The sequence below is a fragment of the Bacillus sp. N6 genome, from assembly GCF_052805735.1.
Map to the genome: position 1 here is coordinate 4,335,834 of NZ_CM127843.1, position 22,077 is coordinate 4,357,910.

Consider the following 22,077-nt stretch of genomic DNA (forward strand, 5'->3'; position numbering starts at 1 on the left):
GCCCGGCAAATAGCGGGATAAAGAATCCCACCTTTTGCAGGTGGGATTTTATTAATCTATCAAAAAATATACTAGGCAATGAAATGATATGGACGATTAGGCAAATACAAATATTCCATCTACATCTTACAACCAATAAGAAGAATAACTCCCCAGCACAGTAACAGAAAAACCGAGTGCTTCGAGTTCCATCGTTACGCCTGGCAATAATACGTCATCGTATGCTTTATCGACATCGATTAAGAAAAAGTAATTTCCAAGACCTGTTTTCATCGGACGCGATTCGATTTTTGATAAGTTTAATTTTCTCCATGCGAAAGCTGATAACACTTGATATAGGGCACCTGCATAATCTGCAGGTAACGTTATCATAAGCGTCGTTTTCTCTCCGCGGTTTTCTCCGTTATTCGGGAGTATTGCTTTCTTTTTCTTATGAAGTACTAGGAAACGTGTGTGATTATTTTTATGCGTATGAATACTACGTCTTACAATTGTTAATCCGTATTTTTCTGCAGCTGCTTCATTTGCAATAGCGGCAATTTTTTCTTCAGGATGTTCTTTCACATATTGCGCAGCGGCACTTGTGGATGTCATATCTCGAACAGTTACTCCTTTTAATTCTTCATTTAAAAACTTATGGCACTGTGCAATGGCATGCGGATGAGAATGCACCGCATATACTTCATCCCACACTTCTGCATACTGCGGATGTACAAGTAAATGCTGCTGAATTGGTACTGTAATTTCTCCTACAATAGCAAGCGGCTGCTCATGTACAAGATAATCAACCGTTATATTCACTGAACCTTCTATTGCATTTTCTAACGGTACGACTGCGAAGTCTACATTTTCATTTGCAGCTGCATCTATACAATCTGGAATCGTTCGATACGGTACATGATCTGCTTCCGGAAAAAAACGACTCACCGCCATATTTGTAAATGTTGCTTCTGGTCCTAAATATCCTACTCGAATCATCGTCTTTTCCCCTCTTTTTCGTTTTCTTACTGTTATACCATACTTTTTTATATTCTTCTATGTAAATTTCGAATATTAAAAAAAGACTAGCATTTGCTAGTCTAAATGTTTCTTATATTCTCTTTGAGCGAAGAAGAAATAAATGATACATGCTACGATATAAAACAGAATGAACAAACCTACTTTTTTTAATGATCCATCCATAAAAAAAGTATTATGAAACGTATATAACGCAACTGCACTATGCATACTCCCTACTATAATTGGCGCAAAAAATAGCATACATAATTGCCAACGAGAAATTTTCCATACTTCTTCCTTCGTCATTCCAAGTTTAGAGAGTGCACCATACTGCTTTCGGTCCGATGCAATATTATGGAACCATTTAAAATACACGATACTACATGAAGTAAGAAAGAATAATATACTAATAAACGAGCCCACAAATAGAGTAATATCGCCGCCTTCTTTCATACTTACATATAACTCCATATTACTTCGAAATGCATTATTATTATCTTGTTTCATATGTTTCCGTAAATCTTCGTTCAATTTCTTCGTCTTTTCGATATTTGATAATGTGTAGCCTCTATATATCATCTTTTCAGAATCAGGAACCTTATTTGCTATATTGTCAAAGTCTTCATCATTCATAACGAAGAACAGACCATTAATGTACGAAGGGTGATAGTTAAATTGAACCCCTTCTTTCTGACCGTTAAATACGAATTGATATGGTTGATTCATTACTTGCAATTGAATCTCTTTTTGATTATATACATTCGAATTATTGTATTTATTATAATAAACGAGTGTCACTGTACCTTTTTTAGGATGATATGTTTTCTGTTTTTGTTTCCTCGCTTCTTGGTTATAATCACTTTCTTTTATAAGCGGTGCTATTGTTGTTTCTCCTTTATTAGACTGAAAGGATGCATACACTCCAACAAAACTCATATATTGAAAATCATCATACCCATATTGATTCAGTAATTTTTCAACCGCACCTTCTTCAAAGACTTCATAAGTAGAAATACCTTTTTCTATGTACGAAAACGAGTGTACCCCTCCAGTTCGCCACATATCTTGCATGCTAGAAAAATACAAGAACACCGTACCTGTTGCCGTAACTACAAACGTCGTTGCCATAGACATCAGAAAGAAAAAGCGACCATTTTCCTTCATTCGATGTGACAATTGATTCACTATAAACAAATATGGATATGTATACATAATCTTTTTATTTCGCTTTATCATTTCTAACACTTGGGTAGCACCATGCGCGAAAGAAAAATACGTTCCCAAAAAGACAAGTATAGACACAGGGAAAAAGTATATTGCTATCGTAGCCATCGTCACTTGTAGCGCTAACGCATATCCTATCCCTAAACAAATAAAGCCGAATATACAAAGCCACTTTGATGTTTTCTTCTCTTTTTTATCTGTTCGAAATTCTTTCAATAACCGAATGATTTTTATATTCCATATACGTAAAGCACTTATAAAAGATAACAGAATAAAAACGACCATATATGTAATAAATGTTACACCAATCGCACTTACGTCAAATATAACAGGGAGTTCTTTCGGAAGCCCCAGTAACATACTAAACACCATGAAGAAGAGCTTTAAAAAGATCAAGCCCAGCCCTATACCGAAAATATTAGCAAAAATTCCAATTAATATTTGCTCGGTCATAATTACTCCTATTACGTTAGACTTCGTTGCTCCCATTAACATATATAACCCTAATTCTTTCTTACGTGCTTCTATGAAAATAGAAGTAGAGTACAAAATAAATATGACGAAAAAAGAAATAATTATAACATTACATATGATAAGTCCCCAGCGTACGTTTTGATACCACATCGTCTCTTGCATATACGGATGTACAATAACAGACATATATGCAAAAGATGCAAATATTGCAAAACAACTACTTAAGAAAAACACTTTATAATTACGCCAATTTCCTTTTATATTTTGCAGCGCTAGTTGCCGAATGTTCATCTATCGTCCTCCTGTAACTTACTACATAGGCAAAAAGCTAGAGGTTCCCCTAGCTTTTTACGTGTTTTAAATATCCTCTTTGCGCGATCATAAAGTAAATGGCAGAAGCTAAAATGTATGCTCCAATTACAAGCGCACCTGATTTCCACAAATTAATATAAAGCATTTTCCCTAACGTATGAAGAGCAAATCCACTATGAATGGAACCGATTAAAATTGGGATAAAGAAGATAACTCCCATTTGTCGAATCGCAATTTTGCGAATTTCTTTATCTGTCATACCGATTCTCTTTAACGATTTAAATTGAATACGATCTTGTTCTTTATCGTTAAACCATTTAAAGTATGTCATACTACAAGCGAAGAAGAAGAATAGTACCGCCACGAAGAAACCGATGAACATTGTAATCGCTCCACCTTCTCTTATATCCTTATACGCAAACACTGAATTTCTCAATTCTCCTTGCTTTTCTGGTGCAATTTCATTTTTCAAATCTAATACAAGATCTTCTGTACTTTTCCAATCCTCAATATAATAACCGTAATATTTCGTCTTTTCTTCATCTGGTACGAGTTTTGCATACTTCTCAAAATCTTGATCATTTACAACGAGATATTCACTATCATTAAAAACAGAAAATGAAGTTGGGCTATTTAACTGAACAGACTGCTTTTGTCCGTTAATTGTAAATTCATACGGTTTCGTACGGTCTATCTTCATCAGTTCATTTGCCATATCGACCATAACCATCGTTGCACTGCCTGGTGCATTATGAACTTCTGTAACTTGCTCTCTCTTTTGTTCACGCACTTCTGCATTATATTCTTTTTCTGAAATAATCGTCATCGGTACTTCATGTTCACTATTAAACAACGTTATTTTCTGTGTTGCCGGTAGTTTAACGTAGGTTACTTTTCGCGCATCTTCAAACCCGTGTCTCTTCACAAGCTGCTGTACCTTTTCTTCATTAATAAGGTTATGCGTATTTAACCCCTTTTCCTCATATGAAATAGCATGTGGAGTTTTGACTACCGTTTTATAACTCATATCCTCAAAATATACGTAAAGCGTGCCAACTGCCGAGGATACAACCGCCGTAATAATAGAAATTACAAATAGAAAACGAGCATTATCTTTCATTTTATAAATAAGGTTACTAAGGACGAACATATTTGGGTACGTATAAAAAGATTGTTTTCGTTTTTGCAATGCTTTTAATACGACTGTACTACCTTGTGTAAATAGTAAATACGTTCCGCCAATTGTCAGTCCTACCACCGGTAAAAAGAGGATGAGGAAATTCAGAAACGTTACTTGGAAGCTAAGTACATACGCAGCAATAATACATCCTATACCAACTACACATAACCATGTAAATGCAAACGGCTCTACTTTTTGCTTTCTTGCTTCTCTTAATAAATCAATAATTTGCAAGCGCCCGACTGTCCAAACACTAAACAATGATAGGATTAAAAATAGAATAAAGTATACACCAGCTGTAATAAGAATTGCTTTACTATTCCAAACGAGTGGAAGTGTCTTATCTATTTTCAATAATACGCTTAACGCTTGGAAAAATAATTTTGAACAAAGCATTCCAGCCCCAATACCAACTACAATTGCAATACTACCTAACATCAGTTGCTCTAATATAATCATTCGGCCGAGCTGCGATTTCGTTCCGCCAATTAATGTTAGTAGACCAAACTCTTTTTTTCTTGCTCGTAAAAACGTTGAATTTGCATATAAAATAAAGAGTGCCGAGAAGATGACCACAATATAATTCATCGATTCTAACCCTTTTGTGATCATCTTCCTCATACTAATATTACCGCTTACGACATCTGGATGATAAATAAAAGAAGCATACATGAAAAATACGACAATCGATAAACAACTACTTATAAGAAACGCTTTATAGTTACGCCAATTTCCTTTTACATTATTAAGCGCGAGCTGGCGAAAGTTCATGATACTCTCCTCCTAGCATCGCAAGTACGTCCAGAATTTCTTGGAAAAAGGCTTGTTTCGTTCTTCCTTTATGTATTTCCGAGAAAATTTCCCCATCGCGTATGAAAAGGATACGTTCACAATAACTAGCCGCTACTGGATCGTGCGTAACCATTGCAATCGTTACTTTCTTTTGCTCGTGTAAATCTTGCAGAGCGCCCATTAGCGATTTCGCTGACTTCGAGTCTAAGTTTCCAGTTGGCTCATCTGCTAAAATTAACGTCGGTTCATGAATGATTGCTCTCGCTGCTGCTGCACGTTGTTGTTGTCCCCCAGATACTTCGTATACTTTTTTATTTAAAATTTCTTCGATGTTTAAAAACTTCGCAATTTCCAGTACTTTCGCATCGATTTCATTTACAGATTTCTTCGCCATTACAAGCGGTAAAATAATATTTTCTTTAATCGATAACGTATCAAGTAAGTTAAAATCTTGGAAAATGAACCCTAAATGTGTACGGCGAAACTCCGCTAATTTTGCAGCACGCATTTGATTAATTTCTTCACCATTTACAAGCACATGACCTGAAGTTTGCTTATCAATTGTTGCTAATAAATTTAAAAGCGTCGTTTTTCCGCTTCCTGAAGGACCCATAATCCCTACAAATTCGCCTTCTTCTATTTTAAAATTTATATCGTTTAAAGCAGTCGTCGCTACTGAACCTTTTGATTGGTACACCTTCGTTAATCCTTTTACTTCAAGAACACTCATTTCTAATCCCCCTATGTGTTTTCTTCTTACATTTACTATAAGAAAAATAAGAAAAAGAAACGAGTGATTTCCCTTACAAAACATTTTGTTATCTTACAGTTTTGTCATTTTTCTCATTAATGTATGATACTCTTCATCTTTTGCAAATTGGAACGTGAATGTTGTTCCTTCTCCTTCAGCCGATTGAACATATATTCCATGATGTAAATTATCGCAAATTTCCTTCGTAATATATAAGCCCATCCCAGTCGCTTCTCTCGTTTTACGTCCATTTATTCCCGTAAAGAATGGATCAAATATGCGCTTTACGTCTTGCTCTGGAATACCAATTCCATTGTCCTTAATATGTAATAACACCTTTTGATTTTTCTCTTCAATTTGAAATTGAATTTCTTTTTTCTCTGCCGCTGAAATTTTTGTATACTTGATTGCGTTTACAACAATTTGACCTATAGCAATACTCAGCCATTTTCTATCAGATGCAACCATACAAGTATCTTCTTCAAACATCACTTTCGGAAATACAGACGATTGAATGAAGGATTTTCGATTTTCATTAATAATACCTCGCACGACATCTATAACATTTACTACTTCTACTTTATAATCCTTCGCAAACTGCTCTAGCCTTGCCATATGTAACGCTAAATCTAAACCATTTAGTATACGGTTATTTTCTTCACGAATACTTTCAACCGTTGCTCTTGCCTCACGATGCTCCTTGCCAAACTTCTGCAACAATAATTCAATAACAGATACTGGTGTTTTCATTTGGTGAATCCATTGGTTCATAAATATCATTTGCTGTTGCTCTTTCGCATGCTGTTTATGAACTTCATTCATATATTGCTGTCTTAATAACGTAAAAGATTCAACGACCATTTCTTGCTCTAATGTATAAGATTCATCAATAAGTAAAGAGTCATGTAATGTATTTCCGCCAGTAACATACTTTTTGATACTCTTTAAAAACACACTCCGTTTTCGGTAATCGTAAATGAGGTATACAGTAAACACAACTGTTCCTAATAAAAGTCCATATAACCACGTACTCCAATCAATGGATTTCTTTTCTAAAAGACTTTGCAACTGCAAAACAAGCCCAAATAAACAAAGGCTAACAATATAAGAAAGAATTAAAGAAAAGCGGTCCATGAGGTAATTTTTAACCTTCATGCCCTTCGCCCCACTCTGTAAGAAGCGCATAACCATATCCACGTTTCGTTACAATTGCATTTTTAATGCCTAGCTCTTCTAGTTTCTTCCTTACACGTTTTACATTTACGGTTAATGTATTATCATCCACAAATGCTACTTCATCCCATAGAGCTTCTAACAGTTCTTCACGCGTTACATATTGATTCACCTGTTTCATTAAACACTCTAATAAGTAAAACTCATTTTTTGTCAGTTCAGTTTGTTGTCCCTGCCACTCAACGATATGCTGGGACGGGAATAACAACAGTCCATTTACACCTAAACAATCACTCTCAGCAGCAGAGGCATACTCTCCATAGCCACGGCGAAGCGCACTCTTCACCTTTGCCATTACGATATCTAAATGGAATGGCTTCGTAATATAATCATCGCCGCCATTTTCAATCGCCATTACTTGATCCATTTCCCCTGTTCTTGCAGAAACAAAAATAATCGGCGCATTCGATACAGTACGAATTTGACGACACCAATAAAAACCGTCAAAGTACGGTAAATTAATATCAAGTAACACAAGATGAGGATTTATTTTTACAAACTCATCTTTTATATGACGTAAATCACTTGCTCTAAATGATTGATAGCCATACCTTTCTAAATGCTCCTCTAATATTCCCGCAATTTTCTCATCGTCTTCTACAATTAATATTTTATACATGTTCTTTTTCTCCCCATAAAAGAATTCTTCTACATTTACTCCTTTTTCCATTATAAATTGAAAATTTAATTAGTGGGGATTTTTTCCTATATAAATCCGATTTTTACGATATAAAAAAAGACTGCCGTATTTCGGCAGTCTTAATCGATAAATTCAAATTCATATTCAAGAATTTTTACAATATCTCCGTCTTTTGCACCACGTGCACGAAGCGCTTCATCAATACCCATTCCGCGCATTTGACGAGCGAAACGACGTATAGATTCATCACGTGAGAAGTCTGTCATCTTGAATGTTTTCTCGATATCGTAACCAGAGATAACAAACGTGCCATCACTTTCACGTGTAATTTCAAATTTAACACCTTCAGTATCAAATTTGTACATTACACTTGTATCAGACTCATCCGCAACTTCATGTATTGGGAATTCTGGTGTTGTTTCTATTAAGTTTGCTACTTCAAACAGTAAGTCACGAACACCTTGTCTTGTTACAGCTGAGATTGGGAAGATTTTTACTTCGTCTCCCACTTTCTCTTTAAATGCTTGTAAGTTTTCTTCTGCATCTGGCATATCCATTTTGTTTGCAACAACAACTTGTGGACGCTCAGTTAAGCGAAGATTGTATTCTTTCAATTCATTATTAATCGTTACGTAATCTTCATATGGATCACGGCCTTCTAAACCAGACATATCAATAACATGCACGATTACACGTGTACGCTCAATATGACGTAAGAATTGGTGTCCAAGTCCAACGCCAGCATGTGCGCCTTCAATTAGTCCTGGAAGGTCAGCCATAACGAAGCTGCGGTTATCACCAGTTTCAACAACACCAAGATTCGGAACGATTGTTGTGAAGTGATACTCTGCAATTTTCGGACGCGCTGATGATACAACAGATAATAATGTAGATTTACCTACACTTGGGAATCCAACAAGTCCAACGTCTGCTAGTACTTTAAGTTCTAGAATGACATCACGCTCTTGACCTGGTTCCCCGTTCTCAGCGATTTCTGGCGCTGGGTTCGTAGCTGTTGCAAAACGTGAGTTACCACGACCACCACGGCCACCTTTTGCAATTACAGCAGTTTGTCCATGCGTTACTAAATCGGCAAGAATTTGACCAGTTTTTTCATCTTTTACTACTGTTCCTGGCGGAACCTTTACAAGTAAATCTTCAGATTTACGCCCGTGCTGACCTTTACTCATTCCGTGCTGACCGCGATCAGCTTTGAAATGACGTTGGTAGCGGAAGTCCATTAATGTACGTAAGCCTTCCTCAACTACGAAAACAACATCTGCACCTTTACCGCCGTCACCACCTGCTGGGCCACCTTTAGGAACATACTTCTCACGACGATACGCAACCATACCGTTACCACCGTCGCCGCCTTTTACATATATCTTGACCTGATCTACAAACATTATTTCACCACACTTTTTTCAATTGGTTGTAATATAACTGAGACTTCTTCGTCTCGCACTGTATAAGAAATGGAATACCATTTATTGTTTTGGGTCGCAAGCCAATTCTGTAGTTCTTCTACACTCGTTAGCTTACCACGAAAATCAAAAAAGAAACGAGCATTCTCCGCGTCACATTCAATTGTGATACAAACATAATTTTCAACATATACGTCTAAACTATGCTGAAGCATTGAGAAAAATTGATTCGTCCATGTACATACAGTCTCATCTAAGTGAGATAAGTTATGTAATTTCCCTAATACTTCGTACTCCAATAAGCACGGCTGCTGTTTCCAATTATATGTTAAAATCCACTCTGAAAATAAAGGCATTGATAGCCCCATCAGATTGGATTCTTGTCTCGCTTCTTGGACAAAACGATCGATGAGACTATGAATTTCTTCCACTTTTCCAAGTGAAAGGTTTCCTTTCACCATCTGCATACGATTGAGCCAATCATGTCTTGAATGGCGCAATGCATCTATAATTGTCCATTTTTCATTCATTTAGATACCCCTTAATATAGAAAAACTCTAACCTGCACTCAGGTTAGAGTTTTCCGTGAGTTCTTATGCTTCTTGAGCAACAGGATATACGCTCACTTGTTTGCGGTCACGGCCAAGACGCTCAAAGCGTACTACGCCGTCAACTTTCGCGTATAAAGTGTCATCGCCACCACGACCAACGTTAACACCTGGATAAATTTTTGTACCGCGTTGACGGTAAAGAATTGAACCACCTGAAACCGTTTGACCATCTGCGCGTTTAGCACCAAGACGTTTTGACTGAGAGTCACGACCGTTCTTTGTACTACCTACACCTTTCTTAGATGCGAAAAACTGAAGATCTAATCTTAACATACGTTACACCTCCTGCACTTTTTCTATTAAACGGATATACTTTCCGTAATCAAGTTCGATCGTCTTAAGCGAAACAACCAATCCTTCTAAAAGTATCTGTGCTTTTTCTGCTGTATGAACGTCTAAATCATTAGGCAATTCATACGTTAAGAATCCGCCATCACTTCCGAGTTCAATAGTTGCCTGCACATTACAAAGTTCTTCCACTGCATTTATAGAACCAAACACAACCGCTGTAGTTCCAGCACAGACAAGGTCTTGTCCATGTGGCGCATAATCGGCATGTCCAGTCATTTTAAATGATTGGATACTTCCTAATTTCGTGCGACTTATCGTAATTTTAATCATGTTAACCAGAATTAAGCGTTGATAGCTTCAACAACTAGCTTAGTGTAAGGTTGACGATGACCTTGTTTCTTACGATTGTTCTTTTTCGCTTTGTATTTGAAAACGATGATTTTCTTAGCGCGACCTTGTTTTTCAACTTTCGCAGTAACTGTTGCACCTTCTACAACTGGGCTACCAACTTTAACGTTTTCGCCACCAACGAAAAGAACTTTGTCAAAAGTAACAGTTTCACCAGCTTCAACATCTAATTTTTCAATGTAGATTGCTTGACCAGCTTCAACTTTAATTTGTTTTCCACCTGTTTCGATAATTGCGTACATACTTGCACCTCCTCTTAATTACTAAGACTCGCCAAAAACGAGGTAGACATAAATGCCTTTAGGGAACCTGTCTTGTGCGGTTGTAGCATATAGCCGTTTAGGTGCTATAAACTATAACATAAAGATGTTACCATAATTCATTGAGTATTGTCAATGAATCTTCTACTAACTATTTTTTCCGTTCTACAATTTCTTTTTTACTTCCAAAACGGATAATAGCGTACTTTTCGATAATATCACCTTTGAAATAAATTTCAAATGGAATATTTTTTTGTAATTCTTTTTGCAAAAATTGTTTTTGCAGTTCTTTAGGCGCAGCGATTAATACTGCCTCATCCTCTATGTTGCCATATGTGATTAATTCTCTCTCTAGCTCATACGCAATTGTTTCATACGACATTACATAACCCGTCGCTTTGCAAGATACACACTCTTCTAGTAATACGTCACGTAAAGAATGTTTTTTACGTTTTCGTGTCATCTCCAAAATTCCTAACTCAGTAAATCCAAGTACTCTTGTATAAGTACGATCATCTTTCATAGCAGCTATGAGACATTCTCTTACCTTTTCTTTATCTTCTCTTTTTTTCATATTAATAAAATCAATTAATATCATACCACCAATATCACGAAGTCTTAATTGGCGTGCAATTTCTTCAGCTGCCATCTCATTTGTGCGAAGTACTGTATCTTGTAAATTTTGTTTTCCAGTAAACTTGCCCGTATTCACATCAATTACAGTCATCGTCTCCATTTGCTCTACAATTAAATAAGCACCATTTGGAAGCCACACAATTTTTTGGAGTGCTTTCTCAATTTCACGCTCTATTCCAAAATGGTTAAACATCGAAGACTTTTCATTATAAAAAGATACTTTTCCTTTTCCAACTTTGTCTTCTAACTCTTTTACTATACTTCTTGTATCTACAACTACTTTTTCAATTGTTTCAATTGGATTCTCTTGAAATACACGATCTAAAAAGGTCGCCGGTCGATGAAGTAATAACGGCGCCTTTCCTTGATCCTCTTTTCTTTTTAACTCTTCATACAACTGTTGTAACCCTTGCATTTCAGCTTGTATTTCTTCAATTTCCCCTTTTTCAGAAGCAGAGCGGAAAATGTAACCTCCCGTTCCTTCTACTTCAATTTCAAGTAACTGTTGTCTTCTTTTATTATTTTTTATTTTCCGAGAAACAGCTCGCATCTCATCAAACGGCATATAAACGACATATTTCCCGGTAAATTCTATATTCGCTGTCAATTTAGGCCCTTTCGTATCAATTGCCTCTTTCACAACCTGTACGAGTATCGCTTGCCCTTCATGTATACGATAAGAAGGTGGTACATCATCGTATGAAAGATACGCATGTTTTTCTAAACCTATATTTACAAAAGCTGCGTTCATTCCAGCAATTGTTCTTACGATACGTCCAACATAAATATGCCCAACAATCTCTTGCTCTTCATTACGTTTCCATAAAAACTCAACAATCTTTTTCTTCTCTTCAATTGCAACGCGCTTTTCCGAACCAGCGTAATTCACATATAACGTTTTCAAAATTATTTCCTCACTTTATAATCTTCTTTGCTTTTACAATAATAAAAGGTTAGTGCTATCGTCAACACTAACCGATTAATTCTTCAACTGATGAGGTTGTTCGTTTTTCAGTAAAATATGCATAGAGCAATTCATTTTCATCCAATGTGTAATGCTCTTTATATTTTCCACGGACGATAATAGAATGCTTATATCCTCTACGAAATTTTGTGAATATCTTATATAAATGATCTTCTGATTGCACTTCAATAGGTGCAATCTTTTCAATCCCTCTTTTATTTCCATAATAGCGTTCTAATAAAAAACGCATAAATGCATAGCGTCTTTGTTTCCACTCTTGATATAACGACACTGCCAAAAATATGAGTAGTACCCACATCATAATATTGTTACTATTCCAGAGCAACTGCCATCCTAATATTACACCAAAAAAAACACATGACAATTTCATCATCTTTTCATGTGCTTGTAAATAAGGAAAACGATATGATAGTATATTAAACAATACTTTCCCGCCATCTAACGGCCAAATAGGGAGTAAATTAAACGCTAAAATAATTATATTATTCCACATAAAGAAATAATATAAATCTGCATTCAACCAACCGGCTTCAAACAACATATAACCTACCAGCATCATCCAAACATGTTGAATCGGCCCTGCAATTACGACAACAAGTTCCTCTTTCAACGACTTATTACCATGTTCCTCAAGCTCGGCCACGCCACCAAACGGCAAAAGCTGAATTCTTTTTATACGCCAATTATAGTGTGCTGCTGCAATAGCATGCCCAAGTTCATGAATAAGAACGATACAAAATAACAGTAGTAACTCTTTAAAACGTGCAGTAAAAATACCAATGACAATAATAACCCAAAATAATGGATGCACGGAAATTTTCGTCAAAACGTCTCTATATTTAATCAAATGATATCACCTGGATCGGATCAATAAATTTTTCATTCTTTTTTATCGCGAAATAAAACTTTCCATTTTTATCATTTGTATCATTACTCACCGTTCCAATTTTTTGTTTCTTTGAAACGTAATCATATAATTTCACTGACATATCGTTTAAGTTTGCATACCATGACTCCGTACCATCTGCATGTTGAATTTGAACTGTATTTCCAAGTTCCTCTTTCTTACCCGCAAAAACAACTAATCCTTCATTCACTGACTCAACCGTTGCATTTGTAGCTGTTTGGACAAATACACCTTGGCCATTTTTTTGAAACCCTTGCATTACCTTTCCAGAAGCGGGAATTGCATAATCTTTTTGCTGAATACTTCCTTCTTTTTTCTCGTTTGGCGAATAGAATACGAGCGGTTTTCCAAATTGCTTTTCGTACCATTTCGCTACAGTAGCAAACTGAAATTCCTCTTTCATCACTTTTTCTGTAACAGCTTTAGCTCCATTGAATGAAGAAGGAGCATTCTTATATAAAATAGCAACCGAAAGAACTAATATTGCCGATAATAAAACTTTGAAGAAAAAGACTTCCTTTCGAAATAAAGGATGCATTTCCTTTTCTCCATCTTCAATAACTACTGTTTCGCTATCAAAATTCCCTCCGGTAAAATACTGTTCTTCCTCCATCCTTTCTTGCTCGGCCTTCCTTTTTGCAATCCGCTTTTTAATTTCTTCTACGCGTCTATTCTTCATACTGTCTCCTTTCTTTCGTTAAGCTAATTTCAATAGAAACAGTTGTATACAGTTTGTACATATGTATGAGCTAAGAAAGAAAGATATTCGTGTGAAGAAAAAAGAAAGCACCTCGCATATGTGCGAAGTGCTCTTAACGGATTCCAAAGAAGTTTTTCACCTTTGCAAATACCGATACCTTTTCTTGTTCAAATGCTTGTAATGGTACATTCTCACCTAACAAGCGTCTTGCAATATTACGATAAGCCAACGCTGCTTTTCCGCTTGGTTGCAACGCCACAGGTTCACCTGTATTTGTAGCTCGAATAACTTCATCGTCATCTTCGACAACACCAAGAAGCTCAATTGACAATGTACGTACAATTTCATCAACATCTAACATATCCTGTTCATGAAGCATATGACTACGTACACGGTTAATAACAAGTTTCGGTGGTTCAATATCCTCTTTTTCTAAAAGCCCAATAATACGATCCGCATCGCGCATTGAGGATACTTCTGGAGTCGTAACAACGATTGCTTTATCCGCACCAGCTACCGCATTTTTAAATCCCTGCTCAATCCCCGCAGGACAATCGATTAATATGTAATCATAATCTTGACGTAATACTTGTATTAATTCATCCATTTGTTCAGGTGTTACCGCTGATTTATCACTCGTTTGTGCTGCAGGTAATAAATAAAGATCATCAAAACGTTTGTCTTTAATAAGAGCCTGAGGTAAACGGCAACGCCCTTCAACGACATCAACAAGATCAAATACAATACGATTTTCCAGCCCCATTACTACGTCTAAATTTCGAAGACCGATATCTGTGTCAATTAAGCACACTTTCTTTCCAGATAACGCTAGGGCCGTACCAATGTTCGCAGATGTAGTAGTTTTACCTACTCCGCCTTTTCCAGATGTAATTACTATTGCCTCTCCCACAGCTATACAATTCCCCTTTCTAACTTTGTTAAATTAGGTCTAAGATGAGTGAGAAGTTGCAGGCGATCGACAACAATGTGATTGTTCTCATTAATATACGCACATTCTGCCGCCTCCGCTCCGTCTTCTTTCTCTTCCGGAGCCCGCATTGCCACATCACTAATTCGAAGTTGCATCGGGTTCATAACAGATGCAGCGATTACAGCATCTGAATCCCCATAATACCCAGCATGTGCAATTCCTCTTAATGATCCTACGACAAAAATATTCCCCCCAGCGATAACCGTTCCGCCTGGATTAACATCTCCAATTAACAACAAATTTCCTTTTACATGTAAAACTTGTCCAGAGCGAACAATTTTGGAAATAGGGACAATTTCTGTTTCTTCTTTCCAAGCTATTGCTTCTGCTTTAGTGATAACATCACTTTCAATTGAATCCACAACAAGATTCTTTTTATTACGAATTAACGTACGAATCTCTTCTTGTTGGACTTCTGTTAAATAACGATTTCCTACTTTCACATGCACTTCAATTAAAGAGCGCCCATCACCATCGTAGTAATGTGTAGAAAGTTTTTCGTCTAATTCCATCAATAATTCTGAGAATGAACAACAATCATCTAAATGAAGCGTTATCCCATCTTTTGTCCCTTTTATCGTTACATTTTGTTGCTTTTTTTCTTCCACTAAAGTTCACCCCACCGATTCAATTCGACATAAAATTAGAAAATCCTTTTTTCTTTTTCTTCCATCGCTTTTGAAAGACGCACTATATATCGTCTCAGTGGGAAACAAACTATCAATAAGAAAATAGCATTTAACAATAAAGTAGAAAGGAGACGATCTGTGAAAAAGACATGCGCTGGCATATGAGTACGTCCTAACAAAGTTAAGAATCCATACACATAATACTCTAGTGCTACAATGCTAGCTAATATGATAGAAACAACAATAAATAAATTCAATTGTAATACTTTCATCACACTATAAACTAAATAAGCTAAAATCGGATAAGCAAAAATATATATCCCGACAAGTTCTGTGTATACGGTATCAAATAAGAAGCCAAATAATAGTCCGTAATAAATCCCTTGGACCGGACTATAATACACTGTAATAAAACATAAGACGATTATAAAGAAATGCGGTGCTGCTATACTGTCTTTCCAAAACACATCCGTTGGAACAACAGTAGCAAACATATTTTCAAATAGAAACACAAAAAGGAGCAAAAGAGGAAGAGCTGCTCTTTTTAATATCTTCATCATCTCTTCTTCTCCTCCTATTCTAATGGCGCTGAAGGTGTTGCACGTTTAGCAACCGTAATATGCTCTACGTCATTTAAATCAGCGGCAGGTTTTACATAAGCTGTTTTTGTTAAGCCATATGCATCCGGCTGAACATCAACGATTTTTCCAATTACAAGACCTTTCGGGAAAATATCACCAAGTCCAGATGTTACAACTAGTTGATCTTTTTCTACCGGTGCATCAGAGCCAATCTTTGTGAAAAGAAGTAATTGTTTTTCTTTGTCATAACCTTCAATCAAACCAAAGATTTTCTCTTGCCCTTGTACAATAGCAGAAACGCGATTTGTTCGGCTCATAGAACTTAGTAATTCTACTGATGATGTAAACTGAGATACACTTTTCACTCTTCCAACTAACCCTTGTGAAGTTACTACAGCCATATCTTTTTTAATTCCTTGCTGTGCCCCTTTATCAATTCCAATTAAATCGTACCATTTATCTGGATTACGAGAAACAACAGTAGCTGGAATTTCAGTATACCCGCTATTTAACTCTTTTTTACCAGTTAGCTCTTGTAGCTTCTTGTTATCATCTTCTAGTTGTTTTACTTTCCCTGATAGACCTGCATAATTATCTAATTTTGCTTTTAATTCTTTATTCTCTTCATACGTGCGCTTTACATCTTCTACATTTTCGAAGAATCCAGCTACGTATTTCGCTGGCTTTTGGAATACACGTTCTACAACACCGACAGTGTCTTTAACAAACTGCTCTGGCCATGTTAAACTGTTCCGTTCTTTCAATGAGATTCCAATCAATGCCACGAGAAGAATAATACTAACCAACAAAACAATTAATCTTTTGTTTAAGAAAAACTGTGGCACGTTCACACCCTCTTAATTTCACTGATTTTTATTTTGCAATATTATCGAGCAGCAGTTTTGAAAAGATCGATATTGTCTAATGCTTTACCTGTTCCAATTGCTACGCAATCTAATGGATCTTCTGCAACAAGAACTGGCATTTTCGTTTCTTCACTAATTACTTTATCTAAATTACGTAGTAATGCCCCGCCGCCTGTTAATACGATACCGCGGTCCATAATATCAGCCGCTAATTCAGGTGGCGTTTTTTCTAACGTATTTTTAACTGATTCTACAATCGCATCTACTGTATCTTTTAATGCATCTGCAATTTCTTCTGGCTGAATTAGTACTGTTTTTGGTAAACCACTTACTAAATCACGACCGCGAATTTCCATAGGCTCGATACCTTCTGGCTCGCCTGCAGAACCAATTTCTAATTTTAATGCTTCAGCTGTTCTTTCACCAATCATTAAGTTATAGCTTTTCTTAATGTACTGAATGATTGAATCATCCATATCATCACCAGCAACACGAACTGACTGGCTTGTTACAATACCACCTAAAGAAATAATTGCAACTTCTGTTGTACCACCACCGATATCAACAACCATACTACCAGTTGGTTCCCAAACAGGTAAGTTTGCACCAATTGCTGCTGCAAATGGCTCTTCGATAGGATAAGCATCACGAGCACCCGCTTGACGAGTCGCATCGATTACTGCACGTCTTTCTACAGCTGTAATACCAGATGGTACACATACCATTACATACGGCTTACGTGAGAAGAAACCATTTGATTTTTGAGCTTGTTGAATGTAATATTTCATCATTGTTGCAGTTGTTTCATAGTCAGCAATTACACCGTCTTTCATCGGGCGAAGTGCCACAACGTTCCCTGGTGTACGACCAATCATTTGTTTTGCATCGCTACCTACAGCAACGATTTGTTTCGTATCAGTTTGTAACGCAACTACTGAAGGTTCACGTAAAACTACACCTTTTCCTTTTACATATACAAGCGTGTTCGCAGTTCCTAAGTCTATTCCAAGATCGCGAGTAAATCCACCAAATCCAAACATATTATTTATCTTCCTTTCTTGTTTTCACGGACTCATTTTTTCTTACTTTATATTATAAAAACAGTACGTTTTTTATATCTTTATCCTTTTTGTAGATAAATTTCTACAAAAAACTCATAAATCACATTATAAAACAAAATAAGTAAAAAGCATAGTCTTAAATATGACCTTTTTCCTTTAAACTCACGAATTTATGGTCACCTATTATAATATGATCAAGCACTTCAATTCCGATAATCTGACCGCATTCTACTAAGCGTTTTGTTACTTCAATATCTTCACGGCTCGGCGTGGGATCTCCTGAGGGATGGTTATGAAGACATATGATAGAGGCTGCTGCACGACGGAAGGCTTCTTTAAAAACTTCCCTTGGGTGTACAATTGACGTGTTTAAACTTCCAATAAAGATCGTTTGCCTATGTATAACTTGATTTTTTGTATTTAAATATAAACAAACAAAATGCTCTTGTTGTAAAAAGCGCATTTCTTCCATCATGTATTTCGCACAATCTTCTGGACTTCGAATACTATATCTATTTTGATATTCTAAACGTACCATTCTTCTGCCTAGCTCAAAGGCTGCCATAAGTTGCGATGCCTTTGAAATCCCAATCCCATGTATACTAATTAGCTCTTCTAATGTTGCATCTTTCAACATACGTAAGCCATCAAATTGGTGTAAAATTTTATCTGACAACTTTAAAACTGTTTCTTCTTTAGAACCTGTTCTGAGTAACACTGCAAGGAGCTCTCGATTTGATAAACTTCCAGCACCTTCTAACAATAAACGCTCCCGTGGTTGTTCTTCTCTTACAACATCACGAATACCGTTCATCTCTTCACCCCTTTATTTGTTCTCTCAAAGAAAACCCCATGCAATTTTACGCATGGGTTACATCAATATCAAATTGTTTTAATTCTCGAACGAGACGTGCAATTGGTAAGCCAACTACACTATAGTAGTCCCCTTGAATATGTTGAACGAAAATAGACCCTTTACCTTGAATCCCATAACTACCTGCTTTATCAAGAGGTTCTTTCGACGCGACGTATGTATCAATTTCCTCTTCTGTTAATTCCCAAAACGTAACTTCTGTACGCTCATAAAAAGTAACCGTTTTTTCTTTTGATATAATCGCAACACCTGTATACACTTCATGTGTTTTCCCAGATAGTAATTGTAACATCTCTTTCGCCTCATCCTCATTAGAAGGCTTACCAAGGATACGCGACTCATATGTAACAATTGTATCTGCACCTAACACAATGTGATCACTATTATTTTCTGCAACCGCTGATGCTTTTTGCAAGGCAAGCGACATTACAATATCAGAAGGCGATGAATATGCACCAATTGTTTCCTCTACTTCACTTACAACGATTTCAAATGGTACGCTAGCTAACTCAAGCAATTCCTTCCTCCGAGGTGACCCTGAAGCTAAAATTATTTTTTTCATATTTTCTCCTTCCTTTCTCACATGAAGCAGAACAATTTATATCAATCGTATCAAAGGAATAGTTTGCCCACAAATGAAAGAAATATTAATTTCTTTAACTAAAAATAACACTTCTTTATTGCATACGATTATATTCCTGTCATAGAGAAAGCACTTTGCTCTAAATTCAAAAGAAAAGAAAGAAGTACATGTACTTCTTTCTTACTCATTTTATTATCCTATCATTTCACTTTCTACGAAACAATTTTTTCATACGAGAGTAAGCCATCAATAATAACTTGATTTAATTTCGCCAAAGATTCCTTATCCATTTTCCCATCTTTTACTGTTTGTACAGCTACCGACGTATACATATACAGTTTCTTTGCTTCTTCTCGCTTCATACTTTTCCCTTCTTTTTCAATCGCTTTCCATTCTTTTTCAATCACTTCTATATCTTTTGCGCTGCTTTTCCCACCAACTTGTACGCTAGAAGCATATTTTGCTAAATGAGTATATAATGGCTGCACTTTTGTTAAAAATGTTCCTACTTCTTTATCATCTTTCAGCAATGCTTTATCTGTTATATCCCAGTTCTTTTTTAAAACGGAGACACCATCATTTTTATACTTAGTCATTAATTGATTTATAGCCTGTTCATCGCTAGCAATACCAACAACCATTGCATACTTATCCCCGCTCGGTCTCAAAGCACCAATGCCCCCATTGCCTTTCCATTCTTCAAGAGCTGCCTGTCCCTTTTCTTCAGAAGAATAAAGCCCCCCTTGAACAAAGAATAATTTCATCGGATCCAATGACGTTCCTGTCTGCGCCTTTTGTTTTTCTTCTTTCGGTGCTGGTGTTTGTTCTGCCGTTCCACCCACCTTTGATTCTCCATTTCCAGTCGGCCTTGAAGCAGTTACTTCACTTCCTCCTGTTGTTCCTTGTCCAGTAAGTAAATGAAGCATCCCCATTCCAAACGTCGTACCGATAATAATTGCGGTTGCAACGATTGCAATTAATGTATTACTCCACTTCTTTCGGTATTTTTCCACAGACACTGATTTCGCTTTTTGAAACGGAACAACATTTTTAGGTCGTTCACTTTCTACTACCATCCATTCAAATTCATCTTTCTTCTTTTCCTCATACTTCGCTTCTGTTCCATTCACTTTCACTGAGATCGTTCGTGATTGCTTGTCCATACACTCACACCTCACCTCTTATCGTTGTCCGCATCATATCATATTCATTTCACAAAAAAACGAGATATTTGTCAGAGGAATTCGCCAAATAACCCTATATATTTATCTTATATGTATGCATTTGACTTCATTTGTAGAACAAAAAACTAGATAGCAAAGACTATCTAGTTTTTCTCTCGAATATATTTTCGAACTTCAGAAATGAAATAAAGAGAACCTGTTATGATAAAAACATCATTTTCCCCTATCATTTCAACTTTTGTATCAATTGCCTCTTTCCAATTTTCAAAAACTAATTTTGATTCTTTTTGTGAATATGATGCAAGCTTGTCTGCAGAAATAGCACGATCAAAGGCGAATGTTGTAAAAATCATTTCATCTGCAATGGTTTCTAATCGGCCTACCATGTTATGCAATTGTTTATCACCAAGGGCAGTAAATAAAACTATTACATTTTTATCTTTGTAATGCGCTTCTACTGTTTTCACAAGGCTTTCGATACCTTCTGGATTATGAGCACCATCTATAATAATATCCGGGTTACTTTGTAGCTTTTCAAAGCGCCCAATCCAATACGCCTCCCGTAATCCCGTTCTTATTCCCTCTTCCTCAATTAAAAATGATAAATATGTTTTTACATACATTACTGCCATAAGTGCTAGCGCTGCATTTCCTACTTGATGAATACCTTTCATTGAGATTTGCAAATCTTCAAATGCGGTAAAAGGACAAGTAAAATCAAACTGTTCCCCATCTTCGTTAGACTGTTTATGTAACGCTGTAAAATGCTTGCCAAGTTCGTATAAGTTTGCATGGTTTTCCTTTGCAACATTTTGAATGACTTGCAAAGCTTCTTCATCTTTTACACCAGTAATTACCGGCACACCAGACTTAATAATCCCCGCCTTTTCATATGCAATTTCTCCTAGTGTATTCCCTAAAATATGCATATGATCGTGACCGATATTCGTAATAATCGTGAGAACAGGGTGTATAACATTGGTAGAATCAAAACGTCCACCGAGCCCTGTTTCAAATAAAACAACATCACAGAAATTGACTTTACCGAAATAGCAAATTGCCATAACAGTAATAATTTCAAACTCAGTCGCTTCCCCTAAATCCGTTTCATCTAGTTTTTCCACGACTGGTTTTACCATCTTTACGAGTTCAGTAATCTCTTCATCTGCAATTGGTGTTCCATTCACACTAATGCGTTCATTAAATGTTTCGATGTAAGGAGAGGTAAATGTTCCTACCTTATATTTCGCGCCTTCTAACATGTAACGCATATATGTTAACGTTGAACCTTTTCCATTTGTACCAGCAAGATGAATACATTTTATATGACGCTCTGGATTTCCGAGCTCTTCTAGCATCCAATTCATTCTTTCTAATCCTGGTTTAATACCAAATTTCAATCGGCTATGAATCCACCCTATCGCTTCTTCGTATGTATGTATCACGTATGCTTTTCCCCTTTCAAAAGACAACTTTCATAG

The 22,077-nt window shown here is 36.4% G+C and carries 23 protein-coding genes and 1 other annotated feature; all 23 genes read right to left on the bottom strand.

The window, feature by feature from the left end; translation table 11 throughout:
- Positions 1-126: 126 nt before the first annotated feature.
- The 23 genes from pheA to ACUXVC_RS22435 all read right to left on the bottom strand — a co-directional run bounded on the left by pheA (position 127) and on the right by ACUXVC_RS22435 (position 22,041).
- Positions 127-978: a prephenate dehydratase gene (pheA, locus tag ACUXVC_RS22325; RefSeq protein WP_053563608.1), complete on the bottom strand. Its 852-nt coding sequence runs from the start codon at positions 976-978 to the stop codon at positions 127-129.
- Positions 979-1,074: 96 nt separating this feature from the next.
- Positions 1,075-2,988, bottom strand: coding sequence for an ABC transporter permease (locus ACUXVC_RS22330; RefSeq protein ID WP_072940472.1), 1,914 nt, complete (start codon positions 2,986-2,988; stop codon positions 1,075-1,077).
- Positions 2,989-3,037: 49 nt separating this feature from the next.
- A complete protein-coding gene (locus ACUXVC_RS22335; protein ID WP_075718177.1) occupies positions 3,038-4,960 on the bottom strand; it encodes an ABC transporter permease in 1,923 nt (640 codons plus the stop codon).
- Complete coding sequence (locus tag ACUXVC_RS22340; protein ID WP_000114529.1) at positions 4,935-5,711, bottom strand: ABC transporter ATP-binding protein; 777 nt, start codon at positions 5,709-5,711, stop codon at positions 4,935-4,937. Before ACUXVC_RS22340 ends, ACUXVC_RS22335 begins: the two co-directional genes overlap by 26 nt.
- 93 nt (positions 5,712-5,804) lie before the next feature.
- Positions 5,805-6,887, bottom strand: a complete 1,083-nt coding sequence (locus ACUXVC_RS22345) for a HAMP domain-containing histidine kinase (RefSeq protein ID WP_000865403.1) — start codon at positions 6,885-6,887, stop codon at positions 5,805-5,807.
- Positions 6,877-7,584 (bottom strand): response regulator transcription factor, encoded by a 708-nt coding sequence (locus ACUXVC_RS22350; protein ID WP_002082113.1) that lies wholly within the window; start codon positions 7,582-7,584, stop codon positions 6,877-6,879. Before ACUXVC_RS22350 ends, ACUXVC_RS22345 begins: the two co-directional genes overlap by 11 nt.
- A 140-nt stretch (positions 7,585-7,724) precedes the next feature.
- Positions 7,725-9,011 (bottom strand): GTPase ObgE, encoded by a 1,287-nt coding sequence (gene obgE, locus ACUXVC_RS22355; protein WP_000497127.1) that lies wholly within the window; start codon positions 9,009-9,011, stop codon positions 7,725-7,727.
- The gene (locus ACUXVC_RS22360; protein ID WP_001003587.1) at positions 9,011-9,559 is read right to left on the bottom strand and encodes a sporulation initiation phosphotransferase B; all 549 of its coding nucleotides are present in this window, start codon (positions 9,557-9,559) and stop codon (positions 9,011-9,013) included. The genes obgE and ACUXVC_RS22360 overlap by 1 nt, the downstream gene beginning before the upstream one ends.
- A gap of 63 nt (positions 9,560-9,622) precedes the next feature.
- Positions 9,623-9,913 (bottom strand): 50S ribosomal protein L27, encoded by a 291-nt coding sequence (rpmA, locus tag ACUXVC_RS22365; protein WP_000944957.1) that lies wholly within the window; start codon positions 9,911-9,913, stop codon positions 9,623-9,625.
- A 3-nt stretch (positions 9,914-9,916) separates the two neighbouring features.
- Positions 9,917-10,261, bottom strand: coding sequence for a ribosomal-processing cysteine protease Prp (locus ACUXVC_RS22370; protein ID WP_001993153.1), 345 nt, complete (start codon positions 10,259-10,261; stop codon positions 9,917-9,919).
- An 11-nt stretch (positions 10,262-10,272) separates the two neighbouring features.
- The gene (rplU, locus tag ACUXVC_RS22375) at positions 10,273-10,581 is read right to left on the bottom strand and encodes a 50S ribosomal protein L21 (protein ID WP_000270907.1); all 309 of its coding nucleotides are present in this window, start codon (positions 10,579-10,581) and stop codon (positions 10,273-10,275) included.
- A 14-nt stretch (positions 10,582-10,595) separates the two neighbouring features.
- Positions 10,596-10,673 (bottom strand) — a sequence feature (ribosomal protein L21 leader region).
- Between the two features lie 77 nt (positions 10,674-10,750).
- The gene (locus tag ACUXVC_RS22380) at positions 10,751-12,139 is read right to left on the bottom strand and encodes an Rne/Rng family ribonuclease (RefSeq protein WP_144465089.1); all 1,389 of its coding nucleotides are present in this window, start codon (positions 12,137-12,139) and stop codon (positions 10,751-10,753) included.
- Between the two features lie 67 nt (positions 12,140-12,206).
- A complete protein-coding gene (spoIVFB, locus tag ACUXVC_RS22385; protein ID WP_000599064.1) occupies positions 12,207-13,067 on the bottom strand; it encodes a stage IV sporulation intramembrane metalloprotease SpoIVFB in 861 nt (286 codons plus the stop codon).
- A complete protein-coding gene (gene spoIVFA / locus ACUXVC_RS22390; protein WP_000797475.1) occupies positions 13,060-13,806 on the bottom strand; it encodes a stage IV sporulation protein SpoIVFA in 747 nt (248 codons plus the stop codon). Before spoIVFA ends, spoIVFB begins: the two co-directional genes overlap by 8 nt.
- A 133-nt stretch (positions 13,807-13,939) precedes the next feature.
- Positions 13,940-14,737 carry a septum site-determining protein MinD gene (gene minD, locus ACUXVC_RS22395; protein ID WP_000503309.1) on the bottom strand — a complete coding sequence of 266 codons (798 nt, stop codon included), beginning with the start codon at positions 14,735-14,737 and terminating at the stop codon, positions 13,940-13,942.
- 2 nt (positions 14,738-14,739) lie between these two features.
- Positions 14,740-15,426, bottom strand: coding sequence for a septum site-determining protein MinC (gene minC / locus ACUXVC_RS22400; RefSeq protein WP_000391521.1), 687 nt, complete (start codon positions 15,424-15,426; stop codon positions 14,740-14,742).
- A 35-nt stretch (positions 15,427-15,461) separates the two neighbouring features.
- A complete protein-coding gene (gene mreD, locus ACUXVC_RS22405) occupies positions 15,462-16,007 on the bottom strand; it encodes a rod shape-determining protein MreD (RefSeq protein ID WP_000975765.1) in 546 nt (181 codons plus the stop codon).
- A gap of 14 nt (positions 16,008-16,021) precedes the next feature.
- Entirely contained in the window at positions 16,022-16,873 is an 852-nt protein-coding gene (mreC, locus tag ACUXVC_RS22410) for a rod shape-determining protein MreC (RefSeq protein ID WP_001135487.1), read from the bottom strand.
- Between the two features lie 41 nt (positions 16,874-16,914).
- On the bottom strand, positions 16,915-17,934 hold the full coding sequence (mreB, locus tag ACUXVC_RS22415) for a cell shape-determining protein MreB (protein ID WP_000466736.1): 1,020 nt from the start codon (positions 17,932-17,934) through the stop codon (positions 16,915-16,917).
- A gap of 157 nt (positions 17,935-18,091) precedes the next feature.
- Positions 18,092-18,769, bottom strand: a complete 678-nt coding sequence (gene radC / locus ACUXVC_RS22420) for a DNA repair protein RadC (RefSeq protein ID WP_001013391.1) — start codon at positions 18,767-18,769, stop codon at positions 18,092-18,094.
- A gap of 46 nt (positions 18,770-18,815) precedes the next feature.
- Entirely contained in the window at positions 18,816-19,391 is a 576-nt protein-coding gene (locus ACUXVC_RS22425) for a Maf family protein (protein ID WP_029443367.1), read from the bottom strand.
- A 233-nt stretch (positions 19,392-19,624) separates the two neighbouring features.
- Positions 19,625-20,575, bottom strand: coding sequence for a stage II sporulation protein B (locus ACUXVC_RS22430; protein ID WP_098976238.1), 951 nt, complete (start codon positions 20,573-20,575; stop codon positions 19,625-19,627).
- A 164-nt stretch (positions 20,576-20,739) separates the two neighbouring features.
- Positions 20,740-22,041 (bottom strand): bifunctional folylpolyglutamate synthase/dihydrofolate synthase, encoded by a 1,302-nt coding sequence (locus ACUXVC_RS22435; RefSeq protein WP_000582037.1) that lies wholly within the window; start codon positions 22,039-22,041, stop codon positions 20,740-20,742.
- Between the last annotated feature and the right edge of the window lie 36 nt (positions 22,042-22,077).